The 19,502-nt window shown below is 66.6% G+C and carries 19 protein-coding genes; 10 read left to right on the forward strand and 9 right to left on the reverse strand.

The features are described from left to right. Positions 1-40: 40 nt before the first annotated feature. On the reverse strand, positions 41-1,171 hold the full coding sequence (locus QW881_RS29530) for a hypothetical protein (RefSeq protein WP_315755188.1): 1,131 nt from the start codon (positions 1,169-1,171) through the stop codon (positions 41-43). Positions 1,172-1,400: 229 nt separating this feature from the next. Between QW881_RS29530 and QW881_RS29535 the strand changes: the two genes are divergently transcribed. Genes QW881_RS29535 through QW881_RS29560 form a run of 6 tightly spaced genes read left to right on the forward strand, consistent with a single transcriptional unit; the run spans position 1,401 to position 7,657 of the window. After that, on the forward strand, positions 1,401-2,222 hold the full coding sequence (locus QW881_RS29535; RefSeq protein ID WP_315755187.1) for a sugar phosphate isomerase/epimerase family protein: 822 nt from the start codon (positions 1,401-1,403) through the stop codon (positions 2,220-2,222). Between the two features lie 46 nt (positions 2,223-2,268). Next, complete coding sequence (locus tag QW881_RS29540) at positions 2,269-3,906, forward strand: ABC transporter substrate-binding protein (RefSeq protein WP_315755186.1); 1,638 nt, start codon at positions 2,269-2,271, stop codon at positions 3,904-3,906. A gap of 4 nt (positions 3,907-3,910) precedes the next feature. Next, on the forward strand, positions 3,911-4,885 hold the full coding sequence (locus QW881_RS29545; RefSeq protein ID WP_315755185.1) for an ABC transporter ATP-binding protein: 975 nt from the start codon (positions 3,911-3,913) through the stop codon (positions 4,883-4,885). After that, complete coding sequence (locus QW881_RS29550; RefSeq protein WP_315755184.1) at positions 4,882-5,874, forward strand: oligopeptide/dipeptide ABC transporter ATP-binding protein; 993 nt, start codon at positions 4,882-4,884, stop codon at positions 5,872-5,874. The genes QW881_RS29545 and QW881_RS29550 overlap by 4 nt, the downstream gene beginning before the upstream one ends. Next, positions 5,874-6,803 carry an ABC transporter permease gene (locus tag QW881_RS29555; protein WP_315755183.1) on the forward strand — a complete coding sequence of 310 codons (930 nt, stop codon included), beginning with the start codon at positions 5,874-5,876 and terminating at the stop codon, positions 6,801-6,803. Before QW881_RS29550 ends, QW881_RS29555 begins: the two co-directional genes overlap by 1 nt. After that, a complete protein-coding gene (locus tag QW881_RS29560; RefSeq protein ID WP_315755182.1) occupies positions 6,800-7,657 on the forward strand; it encodes an ABC transporter permease in 858 nt (285 codons plus the stop codon). The genes QW881_RS29555 and QW881_RS29560 overlap by 4 nt, the downstream gene beginning before the upstream one ends. 6 nt (positions 7,658-7,663) lie before the next feature. Here QW881_RS29560 and QW881_RS29565 read toward each other — a convergent pair whose 3' ends face one another. Continuing rightward, entirely contained in the window at positions 7,664-7,852 is a 189-nt protein-coding gene (locus tag QW881_RS29565) for a hypothetical protein (RefSeq protein ID WP_315755181.1), read from the reverse strand. Positions 7,853-7,947: 95 nt separating this feature from the next. Further along, a complete protein-coding gene (locus QW881_RS29570; RefSeq protein ID WP_315755180.1) occupies positions 7,948-8,835 on the reverse strand; it encodes an NAD(P)/FAD-dependent oxidoreductase in 888 nt (295 codons plus the stop codon). A gap of 302 nt (positions 8,836-9,137) precedes the next feature. Here QW881_RS29570 and QW881_RS29575 point away from each other — a divergent pair, with 302 nt between their 5' ends. Next, positions 9,138-9,332, forward strand: a complete 195-nt coding sequence (locus QW881_RS29575; RefSeq protein ID WP_315755179.1) for a hypothetical protein — start codon at positions 9,138-9,140, stop codon at positions 9,330-9,332. Positions 9,333-9,478: 146 nt separating this feature from the next. Here QW881_RS29575 and QW881_RS29580 read toward each other — a convergent pair whose 3' ends face one another. Genes QW881_RS29580 through QW881_RS29600 form a run of 5 tightly spaced genes read right to left on the reverse strand, consistent with a single transcriptional unit; the run spans position 9,479 to position 14,891 of the window. Then, on the reverse strand, positions 9,479-10,969 hold the full coding sequence (locus QW881_RS29580; protein WP_315755178.1) for an ABC transporter substrate-binding protein: 1,491 nt from the start codon (positions 10,967-10,969) through the stop codon (positions 9,479-9,481). 34 nt (positions 10,970-11,003) lie between these two features. After that, the gene (locus QW881_RS29585) at positions 11,004-12,035 is read right to left on the reverse strand and encodes an oligopeptide/dipeptide ABC transporter ATP-binding protein (RefSeq protein WP_315755489.1); all 1,032 of its coding nucleotides are present in this window, start codon (positions 12,033-12,035) and stop codon (positions 11,004-11,006) included. A 17-nt stretch (positions 12,036-12,052) separates the two neighbouring features. Beyond that, entirely contained in the window at positions 12,053-13,063 is a 1,011-nt protein-coding gene (locus QW881_RS29590; RefSeq protein ID WP_315755177.1) for an ABC transporter ATP-binding protein, read from the reverse strand. Next, positions 13,060-13,932: an ABC transporter permease gene (locus QW881_RS29595; protein ID WP_409998958.1), complete on the reverse strand. Its 873-nt coding sequence runs from the start codon at positions 13,930-13,932 to the stop codon at positions 13,060-13,062. The genes QW881_RS29590 and QW881_RS29595 overlap by 4 nt, the downstream gene beginning before the upstream one ends. Positions 13,933-13,940: 8 nt before the next feature. Further along, the gene (locus QW881_RS29600; protein WP_315755175.1) at positions 13,941-14,891 is read right to left on the reverse strand and encodes an ABC transporter permease; all 951 of its coding nucleotides are present in this window, start codon (positions 14,889-14,891) and stop codon (positions 13,941-13,943) included. A gap of 213 nt (positions 14,892-15,104) precedes the next feature. Between QW881_RS29600 and QW881_RS29605 the strand changes: the two genes are divergently transcribed. Genes QW881_RS29605 through QW881_RS29615 form a run of 3 tightly spaced genes read left to right on the forward strand, consistent with a single transcriptional unit; the run spans position 15,105 to position 18,385 of the window. Further along, positions 15,105-16,457, forward strand: coding sequence for a GH1 family beta-glucosidase (locus tag QW881_RS29605; RefSeq protein ID WP_315755487.1), 1,353 nt, complete (start codon positions 15,105-15,107; stop codon positions 16,455-16,457). Between the two features lie 2 nt (positions 16,458-16,459). Then, a complete protein-coding gene (gene glk / locus QW881_RS29610) occupies positions 16,460-17,440 on the forward strand; it encodes a glucokinase (protein WP_315755174.1) in 981 nt (326 codons plus the stop codon). Positions 17,441-17,446: 6 nt separating this feature from the next. After that, positions 17,447-18,385, forward strand: a complete 939-nt coding sequence (locus tag QW881_RS29615; RefSeq protein ID WP_315755173.1) for a 1-phosphofructokinase family hexose kinase — start codon at positions 17,447-17,449, stop codon at positions 18,383-18,385. On the opposite strand, the gene QW881_RS29620 is transcribed toward QW881_RS29615, so the two are convergent. Further along, positions 18,345-19,472, reverse strand: a complete 1,128-nt coding sequence (locus QW881_RS29620) for an SbmA/BacA-like family transporter (protein WP_315755172.1) — start codon at positions 19,470-19,472, stop codon at positions 18,345-18,347. The two genes, QW881_RS29615 and QW881_RS29620, sit on opposite strands and share 41 nt — an antisense overlap. Positions 19,473-19,502: the final 30 nt, after the last annotated feature.

Here is a 19,502-nt window from a genome sequence, read left to right on the forward strand (position 1 = left end):
CAAATCGACCCGCGGACGGCGTAACGAAGGGAAGGCAGCCCTATTTCCCGATCGACGTATAGGCCGCCTTGCGGAAGTTGGCGTTGGCTTCCTCGCGGGTCTGCAGCTGCTGGCCACCGCCGCCACCGACCGGCTTGGTTGGCGTGACCACCGAGAACAGGACGAAGCCGCCGGCCTTGCGCGGGAAGATGAAGTACTCGGCGATATCAGACTTCTCGCTGTCCTCGCAGGACGACATGCCGCGGAACACCACGGCGCTGTCGACCAGCTCGCTGTTGCGCGCCGAAATGAACTTGCCCTTGCAGTCGCGGGCGTCGTTGCCGATGATGGTGGCGGCGACTTCGAGGCCGTCGACATTCCGCTGCGGCGGCACGATCCGAACGAACCCGGTGGCGTTGTCCGCCTTCCAGGCGACCCCGCCCGATGTCAACCACACTGGCCGTTCGCCCCCGCCCAGAATGGCCGGATGCGACAGCGCGGCTTTGAGAATGAAGTTGGAGGCGATCTGCATCGCTTCCAATTGCAACTCGGGAGAGTCCTCCGACGCCCGCGCCGGCTGCGTGCTCGCCGTCGCGGTGGCGGCGGGCGGCGCTCCCTGACGCTGCGCCGAAGGAGCGCCGTGCTGCACGGTGAAATTCGTCGCGGCCGCCATTCCGCCGGCATTGATCATGCGCACGCAATTCGCCAGCGACGGCAGCAGCACGGACGTGCCGTTCAGATCGAACTGGAACAGATTGCCCTGCGCGAAGGCCGACATCGTCCGTGCCGCCCTGAACGCCTTGATCAGGCTGGAGTCGTTCGGCATCGGCACGACGACCATGTTGGCCGACCATACCGAGCCCTCGACATTGTAGGAATTGCGCCCGTCGAAGCTGAGCACGATGGGAAACTTCTGTCCCTGCGACAGCGACCAGCCGGGATGGATGAAGGCGAGAGCCCAGTTGAAGGTCGGCAGCGCCAGAACGCCGAAATTGATGCCGCTCTTGTAGCTGGCGGAAGCGATGCAGCTCGAGAATTTTCCGGTGTTGTCGTCGGTGTAGGCGCCGCCCGACCAGCCCGCGACGGAGATGGAGCCGTAAGGCCCCTTCGCATGCGCAGGCTCATTCAACGCAGCTGTCGCCAGCGCCAGGAGCGAAAGCATCATTCCAACGATCGTACGCCGCACCGTCATCCCAATTCCCCGTTTTCGCCGCATTGTTGCAATTCCCGCGGCTACGTCAAGTAGCAGCGAAGAACGTGCGACTACCCCAGGGATTGCGAGGCTGACCGGCCTCGTGCCCACGAAGGCACAACATGTCGCGGACGTCCTCCACAGCCCTTCATGGGAGCGTCATCGAACTCCGCTAGCGCTTGCCGGGTCTCACGCAGGCCAAGGGCTTCCTCGAAAGGGTTTCCTCGACATGACCACCACGCTGCCGGTGCTCGGCGCCGCCCTCTCCGTCAAGTCCATTCCGGCTCATCGCGACTGGCTGCTCGAAGGTCAACGCGATCTCGAGATCCAGGACTTCTTCCGAGCGGACCTTCTCGACAGCGACTGGCGCAGCACCGCCAAGGAGATCAAATCGATGCTGTCAGGTCACTCGGGTCGGCTGGGCATCCACGGCCCGTTCTGGGGCTTCAAGATCGACAGCCACGACCCGATGATCCGCCGCGCCGTGACCAAACGCCTGCTGCAGGGGCTCGAGGTCGCCGAATTTCTCGGCGCCACCCAGATGGTGATCCACTCGCCGTACACGACCTGGGATGCCAACAACATCGACATGCTGCCGGACAATCGCGAGGCGCTGATCGAGCGTGTCAGGGCGACCTTGACCGACGTCATTGCCTCTGCCGAGCAGGCCAACTGCGAGATCGTGATCGAGAACATCGAGGACAAGAACCCGCAGGATCGCGTTGGACTGGCGAAGGCGCTGGGCAGCAGCAAGGTGCGGGTTTCGCTCGATACCGGCCATGCCAACTACGCGCACCATTCGACCGGCGCGCCACCCGTCGACTACTACGTAGATGCTGCCGGCGACATGCTGACCCATGTCCATCTGCAGGACACCGACGGCTACGCCGATCGCCACTGGGCACCGGGCGAAGGCAACATCCGCTGGGTCGCCGTGTTCCGGGCGCTGTCGAGGCTGAGCTCCAACCCGCGCCTGATCCTCGAACTGCGTAACCACGATCAGGTCAGGGACGGCGCTGCGCATCTCGCTTCGCTCGGCCTGGCCGTCTAGGCCGATCCGTTTCCAATCCAGACACGCTGACAAACGAGAGATTGCCATGACCAAGCTCACCCGCCGCGGCCTGCTCGGCGCCGGCGCCGCGATCGGCGGCAGCTTCATCTTACCGCGCGTGTCGATCGCGCAAGCCGACAACCGTCCCTCGGTCACCATCGCCGTGCAGAAGGTGACCAACTCGAACGTGCTCGACGTGCTGCGCGAGCAGTCCAATGTCGGCGAGCGCGTGTTCTACTCGTCGCTGTGGGAAAGCCTGATCTCGAAGAACTTCCGCGGCAATCTCGAAGCCGTTCCCGGCCTTGCCACCGAGTGGAAGCGGATCGACGACCAGACCGTCGAGCTGAAACTGCGCCAGGGCGTCAAGTTCCACAATGGCGACGAGATGACGTCCGAGGACGTCGTATTCTCGTTCAGCCGCGAGCGCATGTTCGGCGACAGCGAGGCCAAAAGCCGCACCACGATCAAGGCGTTCGAGAAGATCCCGGCGCCGCGCCCAGGCAAGGAGCTGCCGCCGGACGTGATCGGCGTCGCCCGCCGGATGTGGCCGGATCTGGTCCGCGTCGATGCCGTCGACAAATACACCGTGCGCTTCGTCAACGCGACGCCGGACGTCACCATCGAAGGCCGCCTGATGCGCTACGGCTCGGACATCATGAGCCGGCGCGGCTGGGAGGAAGCCGCGAGCTACCTCGACTGGGCACGCAAGCCGATCACCACCGGCCCCTACAAGATCGTCGAGTTCAAGCCCGACGTGTCGCTGACCCTCGAAGCGCACGACGAATATTGGGGCGGCCGCCCGCCGCTGAAGCGCATCCGCTTCCTCGAAGTGCCGGAAGTCGCGAGCCGCATCAACGGGCTGCTGTCGGGCGAGTATCAGTTCGCCTGCGACATCCCACCGGACCAGATCGCCGGCATCGAGAAGAATGCGGCGTTCGAGGTCCAGGGCGGCACCATTCTCAACCACCGCCTGACGGTGTTCGACAAGAACCATCCGCAGCTCGCCAATCCGCTGGTGCGGCGCGCCTTCACCCACGCGATCGACCGCCAGGCCATCGTCGACAGCCTGTGGGCCGGCCGCACCCGCGTGCCGAAGGGCCTGCAGTGGGAGTTCTACGGCGACATGTTCGTCGCCGATTGGAGCGTGCCGGCATTCGATCCCAAGCTGGCGCAGGACCTGCTGAAGCAGGCCGGCTACAAGGGCGACCCGATCCCCTACCGCCTGCTGAACAACTACTACACCAACCAGGTCGCGACCGCGCAGGTGCTGGTCGAGATGTGGCAGGCGGTCGGCCTGAACGTGCAGATCGAGACCAAGGAGAACTGGTCGCAGATCCTGGAGCGCGCGCCCACCCGCGCCGTGCGCGACTGGTCGAACTCGGCCGCGTTCAACGATCCGGTCTCCTCGCTGGTCGCCCAGCACGGTCCGAACGGCCAGCAGCAGCAGGTCGGCGAATGGAGCAACGACGAGCTCAACCGGCTGTCGGAGTTCCTGGAAACCTCGACCGATCGCGAGGCGCGCAAGAAGGCGTTCCGGCGGATGCTGGAGATCGCCGAGCGCGAGGATCCGGCCTACACGGTGCTGCACCAGAACGCGACCTTCACCGCCAAGCCGAAGTCGATCAAGTGGAAGGCCTCGCCGGCCTTCGCGATGGACTTCCGCACCGGCAACTACGGAGCGTGATGCCGTGGCGCCGCTGGTCAGCATCTCCGGCCTCAGGGTCGCGTTCGACGGCACGCCCGTGCTGCATGGCACCGATCTCGACATCCGCAAGGGCGAGGCCATCGGCCTCGTCGGCGAGTCCGGATCCGGCAAGTCGGTGACGTGGCTCGCGGCGCTCGGCCTGTTGCCTGGAAAAGCCAAGGTCTCGGGCTCCGTGCAGCTCGACGGCCGGGAGCTGCTCGGCGCTGATGGCGCGGTGCTCGACCAGGTGCGCGGCCGGCGCATCGCGATGATCTTCCAGGATCCCGCGAGCGCGCTCAATCCCGTGCTCACGATCCGCCGCCAACTGTGCGAGAGCCTCGCGCTGCATCGTGGCCTGCGCGGCGAGGCTGCGCGGGTCGAGGCGCTCAGGCTGCTCGACCTCGTCGGCATTCCCGACGCGGCACGCCGGCTGTCGGCCTATCCGCATGAATTTTCCGGCGGCCAGGTCCAGCGCATCATGATCGCGATGGCGCTGGCCGGCCAGCCGGACGTCTTGATCGCCGACGAGCCGACCACGGCGCTCGATGCCACCATCCAGGCGCAGATCCTGGACTTGTTGTCGGCGGTGCGGCGCGAGTTCGACATGGCGATGGTGCTGATTAGCCACGACCTCGGCGTCGTCGCCGAGAATTGCGACCGCGTCTGCGTGATGTATGCGGGCCGCATCGTCGAGCGCGCCCCGGCGACGCGGCTGTTCGACGATCCCTGGCATCCCTATGCACAGGGCCTGATCGGCGCGTTGCCGCCGCTCGACGGCATCAGGCGGCGGCTGCAGGCCATTCCCGGCACGGTGCCCGATCCGCGCGCGCTGCCGAGCGGCTGCGCCTTCGCGCCGCGCTGCACGTTTGCCGGCGACGGCTGCGATGCCGGCGTGCCGCCGCTCGCCCCGTTCGAGCAGGATCGCGCCGTGGCCTGCCTGCGGCCGCAGCGGCTGCCGGTGGAGCTCGCCGCCGAATGACCGCGCCGCTCGTCGAGGTCCAGGGGATCTCGCGCACCTACCGGATGCGCTCCGGCCTGTTCGGGCGTCCGACCGCCGTCCAGGCCGTGGACGGCTTGAGCTTCTCGATTCTGAAAGGCGAGACGCTCGGCATCGTCGGCGAGTCCGGCTCCGGCAAATCCACCACCGGCCGCATGGTGCTCGGGCTCGAGCCGCCCGACCAGGGCAGCGTGCGCTTCGGCGGCGCGCCGATCGCGGCCCCGGGCTCGGCGGCGTGGCGCGCCCAGCGCGCGCGCATGCAGATGATCTTCCAGGATCCGCTCGGCGCACTCGACCGCAGGCTTGCCGTCGCCGAGCAGATCCGCGAGCCGCTCGACATCCATGACATCGGGACCAAGCCAGAGCGCGAGGCGCGCGTGCGCGAGCTGCTGCACGCCGTCGATCTCAACGACAGCCATGGCCGGCGCTATCCCGGCGCACTGTCGGGCGGCCAGCGTCAGCGCATCGTGCTCGCTCGCGCACTGGCGACCAGGCCGGACTTTCTCGTCTGCGACGAGCCGGTCAGCGCGCTCGACGTCTCGATCCAGGCGCAGGTGGTCAACCTGCTCGTCAATCTGCAGGCGCGGCTCGGGCTGACCATGCTGTTCATCAGCCACGACCTGCGCGTCGTCAGGCAGATCAGCACCAAGGTCGCGGTGATGTATCTCGGCCGCATCGTCGAGCGGGGCGCCGCCGACGATCTGTTCGCGCGGCCGCAGCATCCTTACACGCAGGCGCTGGTGTCGGCGTCGCCGGCGCCGGGCCGCCGCAGCTCCGCACGCATCGTGCTGACCGGCGACCCGCCCAATCCCGCCGCGCGCCCGCAGGGCTGCGCCTTCCATCCCCGCTGCCGCCATGCAACGGCACGCTGCAGCGTCGAGGTGCCCGAGCTCACCGCGCTCGACGATCAGCGCCAGGTCGCCTGCCATCTCGTCACGGGCCCGCAGTCCCAGACCCAGGATGCCGCGTGATGCTGCGCTTCTTCGCGATCCGCTTCGCCCGCGCGCTGCTGACGATCGCGCTCGTCGTCACCTTCGCCTTCATCGTGCTTCGGCTGTCCGGCGATCCCGCGCTGATGATCATGGGGCCGGAAGCGCCGCCCGAGGTCATCGCCGCGTTTCGCAAGGCGTGGGGCCTCGATCATCCGATCTGGATGCAATATCTCGACTACTTCAAGGCAATCAGCCAGGGCGAGCTCGGACGCTCGATGCGCGACGGCCGGCCGGCGATCCAGCTCGTCATCGAGCGCATCCCGGCGACCCTGGCGCTGACCATCCCGGCGTTCCTGGTGAAGGTGTTGCTCGGCATTCCCGCCGGCATCTATGCAGCCCTTCACCGCGGCTCGGCCATCGACCGCGCCGTGATGATCACGGCGGTGGCCGGCTTCACGGTGCCGAGCTTCGTGCTGGCGCTGATTCTGGTGCTGATCTTCGCCGTCCAGCTCGGCTGGCTGCCGTCGGGCGGGCAGGACTCCTGGCGTCATGCCATCCTGCCGATCGTGACGCTCGGCTTCGGCGGCGCTGCGGTGCTGGCGCGTTTCACGCGTAGCGCGATGCTCGAGATCCTCGGCCAGCCCTATATACGGACCGCATCAGCCAAGGGCGTGCCCTGGCGCCGGGTCATCACCGACCATGCGCTGCCGAACGCCGCGATCCCCACCGTCACCATCCTCGGCTTCATGGTCGGCAGCCTGATCGCGGGCGCGGTCGTGGTGGAAAGCGTGTTCTCCTGGCCCGGCGTCGGCCGCCTGCTCGTCGTCGCCGTCGCCAATCGTGACCTCGCCGTCGTGCAATGCATCCTGCTGCTGGTAGCAATGACGATGGTGACGTCCAACCTGATCGTCGATTTCCTCTACGGCCTGCTCGATCCGCGGCTGCGCAGCAAGGGAGCGGAGGCATGACCGACGTTGCGATGAAGGCACCGGCCGCGCTGCGGCTGCGCTGGCCCAACGTTCCCATCTCCGTCACGATCGCCGCGTGCTGGATCGCGGCAATGCTGCTGCTGGCCGTCTTCGCCGACCAGTTCGCACCTTATGGCTTCACCAAGTTCGACCTGCGCAATCGCCTGGCGCTGCCCGGCAACGCCGCGCATTGGCTCGGCACCGACGAACTCGGCCGCGACGTGCTGTCGCGCCTGATCGTCTCGATCCGGATCTCGCTCCTGATCGCGTTCGGCGCAACCGCGATCTCCGCCATCGCCGGGACCACGCTCGGCTTTCTCGCCGCGCATTTCCGCGGCCTCATCGAACAATTCGTGCTGATGCTGGCCGACTTCCAGGCCAGCATGCCATTCCTGATCCTGGCGCTCGCCGTGCTCGCCTTCTTCGGCAACTCGCTGCCGCTCCTGATCGGGCTGATGGGCCTGTTCGGCTGGGAGCGCTATGCGCGAATCGCGCGCGGGCTCGCGATCTCGGCCAATGCCCAAGGCTACGCCGCCGCCGTGCGCCAGCTCGGCGCGACGCCGCAGCGCGTGTATCTCAAGCACATCCTGCCGAACATCGCCTCGACCCTGATCGTGTCGATGACGCTGGTGTTTCCGGAAGTCATCCTGCTGGAGTCCGGCCTCTCGTTCCTCGGGCTCGGCGTGCAGCCGCCGATGACGAGCCTCGGCAACATGGTCGGCTATGGCCGCGAATATCTCACGCGCGCGCCGTGGATCATGCTGGCGCCGGCGATCATCATCGTCGTGACCACGCTTGCGGTGTCCGTGATCGGCGACTGGCTGCGCGACCGGCTCGACCCGACGCTGCAATAGCTGCACTCAGCCGCGGGCTTCCTTGGTCGCAGAGGCGCCCTGTTCGCAGACGATCACCGCGTTGCCAGCCGGCTCGCCCGCCAGCGCCGTCCATTTCGCTGCTTCCTGCAGCCAAAGGTCGCGGCGTGCCGGATCGCGTGCGGCTTCCTCATGGCAGCTCGACGCCGCCGCCAAATATGCCGATTTCCGGTCCATGCGCCAAGGTCCGACAGATCAACACCAAACGCGTTAACATAGGATAGCGCGATCTGAGGTTGTGATCGACTTCGCATGATTGTCCTGCCCGCAGGTCACACATAGCGCATCGGCAGCGAATGATGTGCGTGGCAGGCGGCCACCGCGGCATGGCCGAACGCGACCGAGATCTGGTGTAGGTCGGTGACGACGTCGCCGATACCATAAAGCCCGTCGACGCCGCAGCGCTGCTTGGCGTCCACCTCCAGAAAATCCTCGGCCGTGTGTCGCGCGCCCATCCGGATGGCGAGCTCCGAGCGGACCTCAGCCCCCAGCGCGGGATAGATGACCTCGAAGCGTTCGCTGGCGCCATCTGCGAACACCGCCTCGATGGCACCGCTCCGGCGCTGAAGCGACTGGAGAGGCGGCATCACGCGAACCCCGACCGCGGCCAGCTGCTGCCGCGCTGCGTCGTTCTGCGCGTCATCGCTCGGGATCAACGTGATGTCGGCGCTGTAGACACGCATGAACAGCGCCTTGCCCGCAGCATGACCGAGTGCGCCGACGATCCCGATCTTGCGGCCGGCCGCCTCGTAACCATCGCAGACAGGGCAGTAGCGCAGCTCACCCTGGCGAACCGCCTCTATCCAGTCGGGAAGAGGAAACTGCTTGTCGACGATCCCCGTCGCCAAAATCACCCGCTGCGCGGCGATTGCACCGTCAGCATATGTCGCGACGACGTCCGCGCCGGTCCTGTCGAGCGATGTCACCGTGCCGCGGATGATCGGAACGCGGAGGTCCTCCACCTGATGCTCCATCCGCGCGAGCAGCTCATGTCCCGAAATGCCGTCAGGAAAGCCAGGTAGATTATGACTGCGGGGAATCAGGGCTGCCCGAGATGCGCCGCTGTCGATGATCACGACGTCCCGTCGGAACCGCGCCAGATAGATCGCGGCCATCAGGCCGGCCGGCCCGCCGCCGACGACGAGAACTTCGGTGCGCATCGCAGCCCCTCGCCCTTCCTGACAGCTCGGCCGCGTCTGCCGCGAAACCGTTGTTCGTCCCATGCGCGCGACCGCTGCCGAACCGCAGGTTCCTGAGCGCTCGGTCGACGCCGACACCCCAAATTCTACGCAGCCCGAGGTCCTAAGTTCCCACCCCCGGGCTCCGGAGCAAAATTCGCTTGGCCATGATCCGGAACACACAAGGAACTTTTTTTGGGCACCGGAACTTAACCTATGTCACTGCCGTGCCGCGGCGATAGTGGCAAAATTTGACACCTAAGGTTGTGTTGCGGGGAGCATCGATGCGATTTGAGAATTCAACCGACGAAAGTCTGTTGGCCTATTATGAGAGTGTCCGAAAGCAAGTTGCCGCTGATAGTCGGATCGGGGGACCCTATCGGCTCATCGGAGACCGGGCCAAGCAATACGCCCAGGAGCTTCAGGCTGAAATGCGACGGCGGCAGATGCGGTTCACGCCGATCGAATGGCCGAACTGATCTGTAGAATTAATGGTGTCGTTCGTGGAGAGATACCCCTCACGCGACCGCACATATGGATGGACCGGCGATGCCCTCTTCCACAAGGGGAGAGAGCACCGCATTGCGCAGGGATTATTTCGCAGCAAAGCAAAACGGGCTCACGATCATTCCCACGACCAGCTCGCGAAATCGTTCTCGAACTGAGGCACGTCCTTCCAGACGCCCTTCAACTTCTTGTTGATCACCGTGATCCACTGCGGCTGGAACAGGAAGCCGGCGGCCGCATCCGTTGCCAGCATGCGCTGGGCGTCGCCGAGCAGCTTGGCGCGCTGCGCCTCGTTCGGCGTGTCGACGATCTTCTGATACAGCTTGTCGAAGGCCTCGGACTGATAGCCGAAATAGTAGTTCTTCTCGGTGAACTTCACGAGGTCGAACGGCTCGACATGCGAGACGATGGTCAGGTCGAAATCATGCGGTCCGTTGAAGACCTGCGACAGCCACGCCGCCCATTCGAGGTTCTCGATCTTGGCGACGATGCCGACCTTGGCCAATTGAGCCGCGAGCACCTCGCCGCCCTGCCGCGCATAGGCCGGCGGCGGCAGCCGCAGCGAGAGCTGCAACGGCGTGGTGATACCGGCTTCCGCCAGCAGCTTCTTGGCCTTCTCCGGATCGTAGGGATTGATGTCGGTGGTGTCGACATAGCCGAGCGAGCCCGGCACGTAGAAGCTGCCGATCGGCGTGCCGAGCCCGTCGACGGCGCCCTCGATCATCGCCTTGCGGTCGATGGCGGCGAGAATGGCACGGCGGACGCGGACGTCGTCGAGCGGTTTCTTCTTGTTGTTGATCGTGACGATCGTCTTCGCCTTGGAGCCGCCGATCAGCACGGTGAAGCGCGGGTCGGACTTGAACTGCGGCAGCGTGCGCGCCGAGGTGCCGCGCGGAAAGGCGTCGACGTCGCCCGACAGCAGCGCCGCGACCTGCGCCGCCGGATCGGAGATGAAGCGGATCGTCACCTTGGACATCTTGACGGCCGCGGCGTTGCGATAGTCCGGCCATTTGTTCAAGCTCAGGGACGAGCCCTTGGCCCAGGCACCCAGCGTGTACGGCCCGGTGCCGACCGGCTGCGTCGCGTTGGTCGGCGCGCTCTTCGGCTCCACGATCGCGGCTGTGGCCTGTCCGAGCAGGAACGGCAGGTTGGGCTCGGAATATTTGAGCTTGACCTCGATCGTCTCGGCATCGGGCGCGTTGACCGCCTCCATCGCCTGGAACAGCGCCTTGTCCTTGTTGGTGCTGTTCGCGGCGCCGGCGCGCTCGAACGAGAACTTCACGGCGGCGGAATCGAACGCCTCGCCGTTCTGGAATTTCACGCCCTTGACGAGCTTGAAAGTGTAACTCTTCAGATCCGACGAGGCCTGCCAGCTCTGCGCCAACAGCGGCGACACCGAGCCGTCCTCGTTGATCTTGGTCAGCGTCTCATAGACGTTGTAGAGCGTGACCTCGGCGATGGCCGCGGCGGCCGCGCTGGTCGGATCGAGCCCCGGCGGCTCCAAGGTCATGCCGACGACGACGCTGTCCTTCTTGCTTTGTGCCGAGGCCGGCACAGCGGTGGCCGCGACGAGCGCGGCCAATGCGACGATGGATAGTCTTTTCAACATTGTTCGTTTCTCCCGGACGGAACCAAGTTACGCGTCAAAGCGGCTTCGAGACAAGAGGCTGGTGTTCTGCAGCGACGAGCACCGGCAGCGCCATCACGCTTTCCGCCTTGTGGCAGGCAGCGGAATGCAGCCCCGTGAGCGCCCGCAGGGAGGGTGCCGTCGCCCGGCACTGGGCATCGGCGAGTGGACAGCGCGGCGCGTAGGCGCATCCGGCCGCGCCGAGGGATTGCGACGCGATCGCGACGCTCTCGCGCCGGCGCCGGATCGCGCCGGCCTGCGCCCGCGGCACGGCGTCGAGCAGCGCCCGGGTGTACGGGTGCGCGCACTGGCCGAACAGATCCTCGGGCCGTCCGCGCTCGACGATGCGCCCGAGATACATCACCGCGACCTCGTCGCAGAGATAGTCGACGACTGCCAGATCATGACTGATCAGCACATAGCTGAGGCCGAATTGCTCCTGCAGGTCCTGCATCAAATTGAGCACCTGCGCCTGCACCGAGACGTCGAGCGCGCTGACGGGCTCGTCGGCGACGATCAGCTTCGGCTGCGTGATCAGCGCCCGCGCGATCGCGATGCGCTGACGCTGGCCGCCGGAGAACTCGTGCGGATACTTGTCCATGTCGGCGTCGCGCAATCCGACCTGCCGCAGCACCGTTGCCACGCGCGTGCGCAGGCTGTTGCGATCCGGGCTTTCCAAGGCGGTCAGCGGCTCGGCGACGATGCGCGCGATGATCTGGCGCGGATCGAGCGATCCATATGGGTCCTGAAACACCATCTGGAAATCGCGACGGGCTCGCCGCAGCTCATCCACCGAGAGGCGGTGGAGATCGCGCCCGGACATCAGCACCGATCCCGATGACGGCCGCTCCAACGCCATGATCAGCCGCGCCAGGGTCGATTTGCCGGAGCCGGACTCGCCGACGATGCCGAGGCTCTTACCCGGCATCAACGTCAGCGACACGCCGTCGAGCGCGAGCACCTGGCCCGGCGGCCGCAGCAGGCTCTCGCGCGGCAGCGCGTAGCGCTGCACGAGCTCCCTGACCTCGAGCAGCGGCGTCTCTGCAATTCCTTGCGCGGCGGTGCTCAAGCGACCACCCCCATCGGATCACGCGCCAACGCGACATCGGTCCGGATGCAACGGACGCCATGACCGATGCCGATCTCGATCGCCGGCGGCAGCGCCGCGCGGCAGGCGTCGACGACCAGCGCACAGCGATCGGCGAACGGACAGCCGACCGGCAGATCGGCGAGCTCCGGCACGGCGCCGGCAATGGTCGCAAGCCGCGTACCCTTGCGGGCCCCGAGCCGCGGCCGCGCCCGGAACAGGCCCTGCGTATAGGGATGGCCCATGCGCGAGAACACCGCGTCGGTGCTGCCGCTCTCGACCACCGTGCCGCCATACATCACGATCATGCGCTGCACATTCTCGGCGATGACGCCGAGATCGTGCGAGATCAGGATCATCGCCATGCCCTGCTCGGCCACGAGATCGGCGATGAGGTCGAGGATCTGGCGCTGGATGGTGACGTCGAGCGCGGTGGTCGGCTCGTCGGCAATCAGCACGTCGGGCTTGCAGGCGAGCGCCATCGCGATGGTAACGCGCTGGCGCTGGCCGCCGGAAAACTGGTGCGGATAGGCGTCGTAGCGTCGGGTGGGGTCCGGCAGACCGACGCGGTCGAGCAGCGCGATCGCCTGGCGTTTCGCTTCAGTCGCCGAGCAGCCGGTATGTCGCAGCAGCGGCTCGGCCACCTGGTGGCCGATCGTATGCATCGGGTTGAGCGCGGTCATCGGCTCCTGAAAGATCATGCTGATGCGGTTGCCGCGCAGCTTGCAGTAATCGGCATCGGGCAATCCGACCAGCTCGCGGCCATCGAGCTTGATGCTGCCGCTGACGACAGCGCTGTCGGGCAGAAGCCCGAGCAGAGCGAGCGCCGTGATCGACTTGCCGCAGCCGGACTCGCCGACGATGCCCAAGGTCTCGCCGCGCCGGAGCGCGAACGACACCTCGCGCACCGCTTGCGCCGGGCCGCGGCTGGTATCGAGCCGGATGCCGAGACCCGACACATCGAGCAGAGGTTGATCGCTCACCATCATCGCTGCCTCGCCAGCCGTGGGTCGAGCAGATCACGCAGGCCGTCGCCGAGCAGGTTGAGGCCGAGCACCGCGAGCGCGATGGCGGCGCCGGGATACACGGCGAGGCTCGGCGACTGGAACAGCAAGGTCTGCGCATCGTTCAGCATGCGCCCCCAGGACGGCTGCGGCGGCTGGGTGCCCAAGCCGAGATAAGACAGCGCCGCCTCCGCCAGGATCGCCAGCGCAAACTGGATCGTCGCCTGCACGATCAGGATCGACAGGATGTTCGGCAGCACGTGCTCGATGGTGATGCGGAAGCGGCCCTTGCCGGCAGCGCGTGCCGCCAGGATGAACTCGCGCGCCCAGACAGCACCGGCCTGGCCGCGGGTGACGCGCACGAACACCGGGATCTGGAAGATGCCGATCGCGGTGATCGAGGTCACCATGCCCGGGCCGATCACAGCCGCCAGCATGATCGCCGACAACACCGCCGGAAAGGCGAAGGTGAAATCGCTGAAGCGCATGATCAGCTCCTCGGTCCAGCCGCGCTGCGCGGCTGCGATCAGGCCGAGGCAGACGCCGCAGGTGAGACCGATGCCGACGGCGATGATGCCGACCAGAATGGTCGCTCGCGCGCCGACCAAGAGCAGCGAGACGATATCGCGGCCGAGCACGTCGGTGCCGAGCCAATGCGCTGATGACGGCGGCCGCAGCTTCGAGGCGATGTCGATCTCAAAGGCCGACCACGGCGTCCACACCAGCGACAGCAGCGCAGCGCCGAGCACCAGCAGACACAGCAGCGCGCCGACGATGAAGCTGCGATGGCGCAGCGCGCGGCGCCAGAACGCGCTCGGCGCGGGGGCCGTGCCGGCTGCGGCTTGAACGATCACGGACGAACTCACAGCTCGTGCACCTTGATGCGCGGATCGATCACCGCATACAGCACGTCGACCACGAAGTTGACGACGATCACCATCGCCGCCAGCAGCATGACGCAATTGCGCACCACGATGAGATCACGATTGGCGATCGACTGGAAGATGAGACGCCCCAGGCCCGGCAGATAGAACACGTTCTCGATCACGATGGTGCCGGCCAGCAGGTTTGCGAATTGCAGGCCCATCACGGTGAGCACCGGGATCATCGCGTTGCGCAAGACGTGCTGCCACAGCACCTCGCGCTTCGTCAGACCCTTGGCGCGCGCGGTCCGGACGAAATCCTCGCGCAGAACGTCGAGCACCGCAGAGCGCGTCACCCGCGCCAGGATCGCGGCCTGCACCACCGCCAGCGCCACAGCCGGCAACAGCAGCGCGCGCAGCCCCGGCCAGATGCCGTCCTCCCAGCCGGGGAAGCCGCCGGCCGACAGCCATTGCAGCTTCACCGCAAACAGGAGGATCAGGAGGATCGCGAACCAGAAGTTCGGCAAGGCGATGCCGATCTGGGTCAGGGACATCACGCCGACATCGCCGAGGCGGTTGTGATTGGCGGCCGTGTAGATGCCGGCCGCGAGCGCCAGCACGGTCGTGAGTCCCATGGCCAGGATCGCGAGTGGAATCGTCATCGCCAGCCGCTCGCGGATCAGCTCGGCCACCGGCGTGCCATAGGCATAGCTGTTGCCGAGATTGCCGCTCAGCATGCCGCCGATCCAGTGCAGGTAGCGCCAGGCCAGCGGCTGATCCAGCCCGAGCTTGACCGTCAGCGCCCTGACCGCATCGGGCGAGGCATCCGCGCCCATCAGCATCTGGGCGGCGTTGCCCGGAAGCGCGTCCAGGACCAGGAAGATGATCAGCGACGCGCCGACGAGGGTCGCCAGCAAGGTCAGGCAGCGCCGCAGCAGAAAAACGCTCATTCGCGCCGGGACTCCAGTTTTCGGCGGCCGCACGTTCCACAGCTTTCGGCTCCGATGCAAGCCCGTTGCCTGCATGATTGCCGTTGCCCGGCGCAGGACATCTTCGCACGCCACACCGGGCACGATATCGCCGGCTTGATCCCGGTCAACGGCGGAGCGCCGGCGACCGCCATCATGCGGCTGATCGCAACAACGCAAGGGCCCCTCTCGATCATGACCATCCGTCCGAGCTTTCTCTGGGGTGCCTCGACCTCGGCCTTCCAGATCGAGGGCGCAGCCCATCTCGACGGCCGCGCCGACAGCATCTGGGATGTCTTTCTGCGCGCGCCGGGCCGCACCAAGACCAACGACACGGCCGAGACTGCATGCGACCATTATCATCGCTACGCCGGCGACGTGGCGCTGATGCAAGAGCTCGGCCTCAACGCCTATCGCTTCTCGATCTCCTGGCCGCGGGTGCTGCCGCAAGGCCGCGGCGCGGCCAACGAAGTCGGCCTCGCCTTCTACGACCGCCTGATCGACGCCCTGCTTGCCGCTGAGATAGAGCCGTGGCTCTGTCTCTACCACTGGGACCTGCCGCAGGCGCTGGAGGCGCTCGGCGGCTGGCAGAACCGCGACATCGCCGGCTGGTTCGCCGACTATGCCGCGCTGGCCGCGCGGCGCTATGGCGACCGGGTCAAGCGCTTCGCCACCTTCAACGAGCCCTGCGTGTTCACGCTGTTCGGCTACGGCCTCGGCTGGCATGCCCCTGGCTTGGCCGACAAGACGGCGCTGCACAAGGCGATCCATCACGTCAATCTCAGCCATGGCCGCGCCGTCGACGTGCTGCGCAAAGACGTTGCCGGCGCCTCGATCGGAGCGATCCACAACCGCCAGCCCTGCTATCCCTGCACCAGCAACCCGGCCGATGCTGCGGCGGCGCTGCGGCTTGCGGCCTATTGGAACGATGCCTTCCCGTTCCCCCAAGCGTTTGCCTGCTACCCGTCCGGGCTGGCGGAGGCTGTCGCGCCGTATGTCGCGCCCGGCGACATGGCGCAGATCGCGCGGCCCGTCGACTGGTTCGGCCTCAACCACTACTCGCCGCATTACGTGAAGGCGGACACCAACCTGATCGGGGCGAGCTTCGGACCAGCGCCCGACACCGTGCCGCGCAGCGCGATCGGCTGGCCAGTCGTGCCCGGTGCGTTCCACGACACGCTGGTGGATATCCACCAGCGGTTCCAGCTTCCGATCTACGTGCTTGAAAACGGCACTGCAGCTACCGACGTCCTCGGCGACGACAGCCAGGTTCATGATGTGGACCGGATCGCCTATCTCAAGGCCTACACGGCAGCGATGGAACAGGCGATCCGGGCCGGCGCCGACGTGCGCGGCTACTTCGTCTGGTCGCTGCTGGATAATTTTGAATGGGGGGCGGGCTATTCGCAGCGCTTCGGCATTGTCTATGTCGACCACGCCACGCAGCGCCGCATTCCCAAGGCGTCTGCGCGGTGGTATGCGGACATGATTGCGGCAAGGCGGACATCCGACGATCCGGCCAGGCCGCACAACCGGGCGGAAGACTGAGGATGAGCCATCGCGTTCTTCTGGGCGACATCGGCGGCACCAATGCGCGCTTCGCGCTGCTGACGGACGGCGCGATCGGCGACGTCGCACATCTGAAGGTCGCGGACTTTCCGACCATCGCTGAGGCGATCACGGACTTCCTTTCGCGCCACGCAACCGGCGGTGCGCCCAACGCGGCCGTGCTCGACATCGCAGGTCCCATCGAACGCAATCGCGGCATGCTCACCAACTCGACCTGGGTCATCGACGGCGCCGAACTGGCCACGCGCTTCAATCTCCGCTCGGCCAAGCTCCTGAACGATTTCGAAGCCGTCGGCTGGTCGCTCCCCGCCTTGCATCCGGACGACCTGTTTCCGCTCGGCGGCAGCGGAGCCGTCGCGGGCGCGCCGATGCTGGTGATCGGCCCAGGCACCGGCTTCGGCGCCGCCTGCTATCTGCCGGGCGACGGCCACCCCACGGTCGCCGTGACCGAGGCCGGTCATGCCACGCTGCCGGCGACGACAGCGCGCGAGGCCACCGTGCTGGCGAAGATGCGCGAGCGCTTCGGCCATGTCTCGATCGAGCGCGCATTGTCCGGCATGGGCCTTGAGAATGTCTATCGAGCCGTCGCGGCAGTGGATGGTGTCGACGTGCCGCCGCGCGGTGCGGCTGCGATCACCAGCGCCGCGCTCGACGGCAGCTGCGCCACCAGCCGCGCGACGCTCGACATGTTCTGCGCCTGGCTCGGCGCCGTCGCCGGCAACCTCGCGCTCACCTTCTGCGCCCGCGGCGGCGTCTACATCGCCGGCGGCATACCGCCGAGGTTTCCGGACTACTTTGCCAAATCCGATTTCCGCCGGCAGTTCGAGAGCAAGGGGCGCTATGACAGCTATCTGCGTCCGATCCCGGTTCACCTCGTCACCAAGCCCGACATCAGCTTTCTCGGCCTCAAATCGTTCTTCGAGGCCAGCATCACCGCGAGCGGCGGCTCCCCGACGCACTGAGATCGAATGAGCGACATCGTCACGATCACGCCGAACCCGGCCGTCGACGTCTCGACGACCGTCGAGAAAATCGTGCCGGTGGCCAAGCTGCGCGGCACGACGCAACAGCGAGATCCCGGTGGTGGCGGTATCAACGTCGCCCGTGTCATCGCCCGCCTCGGCGGCGACGTCACCGCGCTCTATCCGGTCGGCGGTCCGACCGGCCTGCTGCTGAAGCAGCTCGTCGAGAAGGAAGGCGTCGCCAGCCGCACCTGGGCGACGGCCGAGGACACGCGTGAGGACTTCTTCGTCCAGGAGCGCGTCAGCGGTCAGCCCTATCGCTTCATCCTGCCGGGTCCGACGCTGACCGAGGCCGAATGGCAGGCCGGCCTTGCCTTGCTCGCAGCCCAGGATCCGTTCCCCCGGTTCGTCATCGGCAGCGGCAGCCTGCCGCGCGGCGTGCCGACCGACTTCTACGCGCGCGCTGCGACGCTTGCACGATCACGCGGCGCGCAATTCGTGCTCGACACCTCGGGTCCAGCTCTGGCCGCGGCGGTTGCCGGCGGCATCGACCTGATGAAGCCGTCGCTGCACGAGATGCAAGAGCTGGTCGGCGGCGCGCTGCCCGATGCAACGGCGTGGGAGAAAGCCGCCCACGCGCTGGTCGCGAGCGGCAAGGCCGGCACCGTCGCGCTCACCATGGGCCATCTCGGCGCCCTGCTGGTGACCCGCGACCGCGTGCTGCGCGCTCAGCCGCTGACGATGGTGCCGGTCAATGCGGTCGGCGCCGGCGACAGTTTTCTCGGCGCGCTGGTCGCGAAGCTCGCCGCGGGCGAGTTGCTGGACGACGCGTTTCGCTTTGCGGTCGCCGCAGGTGCTGCGGCGCTGCTGCGCACCGGCACCGCGCTGTGCGATCCCGCCGACGTCAGCCGTCTGCAGGCTGACGTGCGGCTCGAGACGGCGTGACATCGCTCTCCGCATCACCGTTGAGCCGATCGAGCGAGAGCAGCAACCCGCCGACGCGCTCCAGCGACGACATCCACTCGGCGAGGCGGTTGAAATTGTCCACCATCCAATTGAACGACCCCTGCACCAGCGTGAACGCAGCGGCAGCCTGGGTGAGTTCGCCCAGGGTCATCTGATCGCCGAGGAACTTCGGCGCGCACAGCACGAGGCCGATGATCGGCGCGAGCAGCGTATTCAGATGAGACACCAGGGTGTTGCGCATCAGCTGCCAGCACAGCCGCTTCCATTGCTGGATCGTGCGGTCGAGCGCCATCCACAGCCCGGCAATGACGCTGCGTTCCTCCTGCTTGGGCGCGATGCCTTCGCCGATGTCGCGCAAGTGATGGGCCGCGGTGATCAGCTCCGACTCGGCCTGGTTCTTGGTCTGGATGACGCGCGTGAGCGGCGAACCGACCCACAGCATGGCCCCGGTCACCAGCCCGGAATAGATGACGACGCTGACCACCAGGTAGCCTGGAATCCACAACTGCTGCCCGGCCACGACGAAGCCGATGGATCCGCCGACCTGCCACAGCACTTGGACGAACACGACCGCCGTCAGCAGCGAGGAGATCACACTGACCACGAAGTCGATCGGCGCATCGGTGGCGATGCGGACGTCCTCGGCAATGCGATACTCCGGAATCTTCAGATCGCCCTGCACCGTCGCGAGCCGCGCATAGCGGTCGTTCTCGACCCAGTAATTGATCACCTTGGCGCTCAACCATTGCCGCCAGCTGCGTTGCATCACCATGCGGCCCCACACCGAGACGATCGCCAGCACGACGCTCGCCAGACAAAGCGGAATGAGCAGAGCGGCCTGCTGCCGCAGCCGTGTAGGATCGCGGCCCTCCAGCGCGTCGAAGAAATCCCTGTTCCAGTAATTGAAGCGGAACTGCACGTAGAGCTGGAGCACCACGAGGACGACCAGGGCGACGCAGAGCAGCCAGACCCGCCATGCCGTCGATCCGAGCCAGAATTGCCGCGCCGTGAGCCAGAACCGCGACCATTCGCGATTGCCGTCCTCGTTCTGGTCGTCGGAGATCATCAGTGATCCGGATGGAGGTGATCGATGGGT

This window comes from Bradyrhizobium sp. SZCCHNS3016 (assembly GCF_032484535.1).
Lineage (GTDB): Bacteria > Pseudomonadota > Alphaproteobacteria > Rhizobiales > Xanthobacteraceae > Bradyrhizobium.

Bases quoted from the DNA above. Each gene is read 5' to 3' on its own strand.
- glk (WP_315755174.1), top strand. From the start codon at position 16,460: ATGAGCCATCGCGTTCTTCTGGGCGACATCGGCGGCACCAATGCGCGC.
- QW881_RS29575 (WP_315755179.1), top strand. From the start codon at position 9,138: ATGCGATTTGAGAATTCAACCGACGAAAGTCTGTTGGCCTATTATGAG.
- QW881_RS29555 (WP_315755183.1), top strand. From the start codon at position 5,874: ATGCTGCGCTTCTTCGCGATCCGCTTCGCCCGCGCGCTGCTGACGATC.
- QW881_RS29600 (WP_315755175.1), bottom strand. From the start codon at position 14,891: ATGAGCGTTTTTCTGCTGCGGCGCTGCCTGACCTTGCTGGCGACCCTC.
- QW881_RS29620 (WP_315755172.1), bottom strand. From the start codon at position 19,472: ATGATCTCCGACGACCAGAACGAGGACGGCAATCGCGAATGGTCGCGG.
- QW881_RS29540 (WP_315755186.1), top strand. From the start codon at position 2,269: ATGACCAAGCTCACCCGCCGCGGCCTGCTCGGCGCCGGCGCCGCGATC.
- QW881_RS29535 (WP_315755187.1), top strand. From the start codon at position 1,401: ATGACCACCACGCTGCCGGTGCTCGGCGCCGCCCTCTCCGTCAAGTCC.
- QW881_RS29590 (WP_315755177.1), bottom strand. From the start codon at position 13,063: ATGATGGTGAGCGATCAACCTCTGCTCGATGTGTCGGGTCTCGGCATC.
- QW881_RS29580 (WP_315755178.1), bottom strand. From the start codon at position 10,969: ATGTTGAAAAGACTATCCATCGTCGCATTGGCCGCGCTCGTCGCGGCC.
- QW881_RS29615 (WP_315755173.1), top strand. From the start codon at position 17,447: ATGAGCGACATCGTCACGATCACGCCGAACCCGGCCGTCGACGTCTCG.
- QW881_RS29550 (WP_315755184.1), top strand. From the start codon at position 4,882: ATGACCGCGCCGCTCGTCGAGGTCCAGGGGATCTCGCGCACCTACCGG.
- QW881_RS29570 (WP_315755180.1), bottom strand. From the start codon at position 8,835: ATGCGCACCGAAGTTCTCGTCGTCGGCGGCGGGCCGGCCGGCCTGATG.
- QW881_RS29565 (WP_315755181.1), bottom strand. From the start codon at position 7,852: ATGGACCGGAAATCGGCATATTTGGCGGCGGCGTCGAGCTGCCATGAG.
- QW881_RS29605 (WP_315755487.1), top strand. From the start codon at position 15,105: ATGACCATCCGTCCGAGCTTTCTCTGGGGTGCCTCGACCTCGGCCTTC.
- QW881_RS29530 (WP_315755188.1), bottom strand. From the start codon at position 1,171: ATGACGGTGCGGCGTACGATCGTTGGAATGATGCTTTCGCTCCTGGCG.
- QW881_RS29560 (WP_315755182.1), top strand. From the start codon at position 6,800: ATGACCGACGTTGCGATGAAGGCACCGGCCGCGCTGCGGCTGCGCTGG.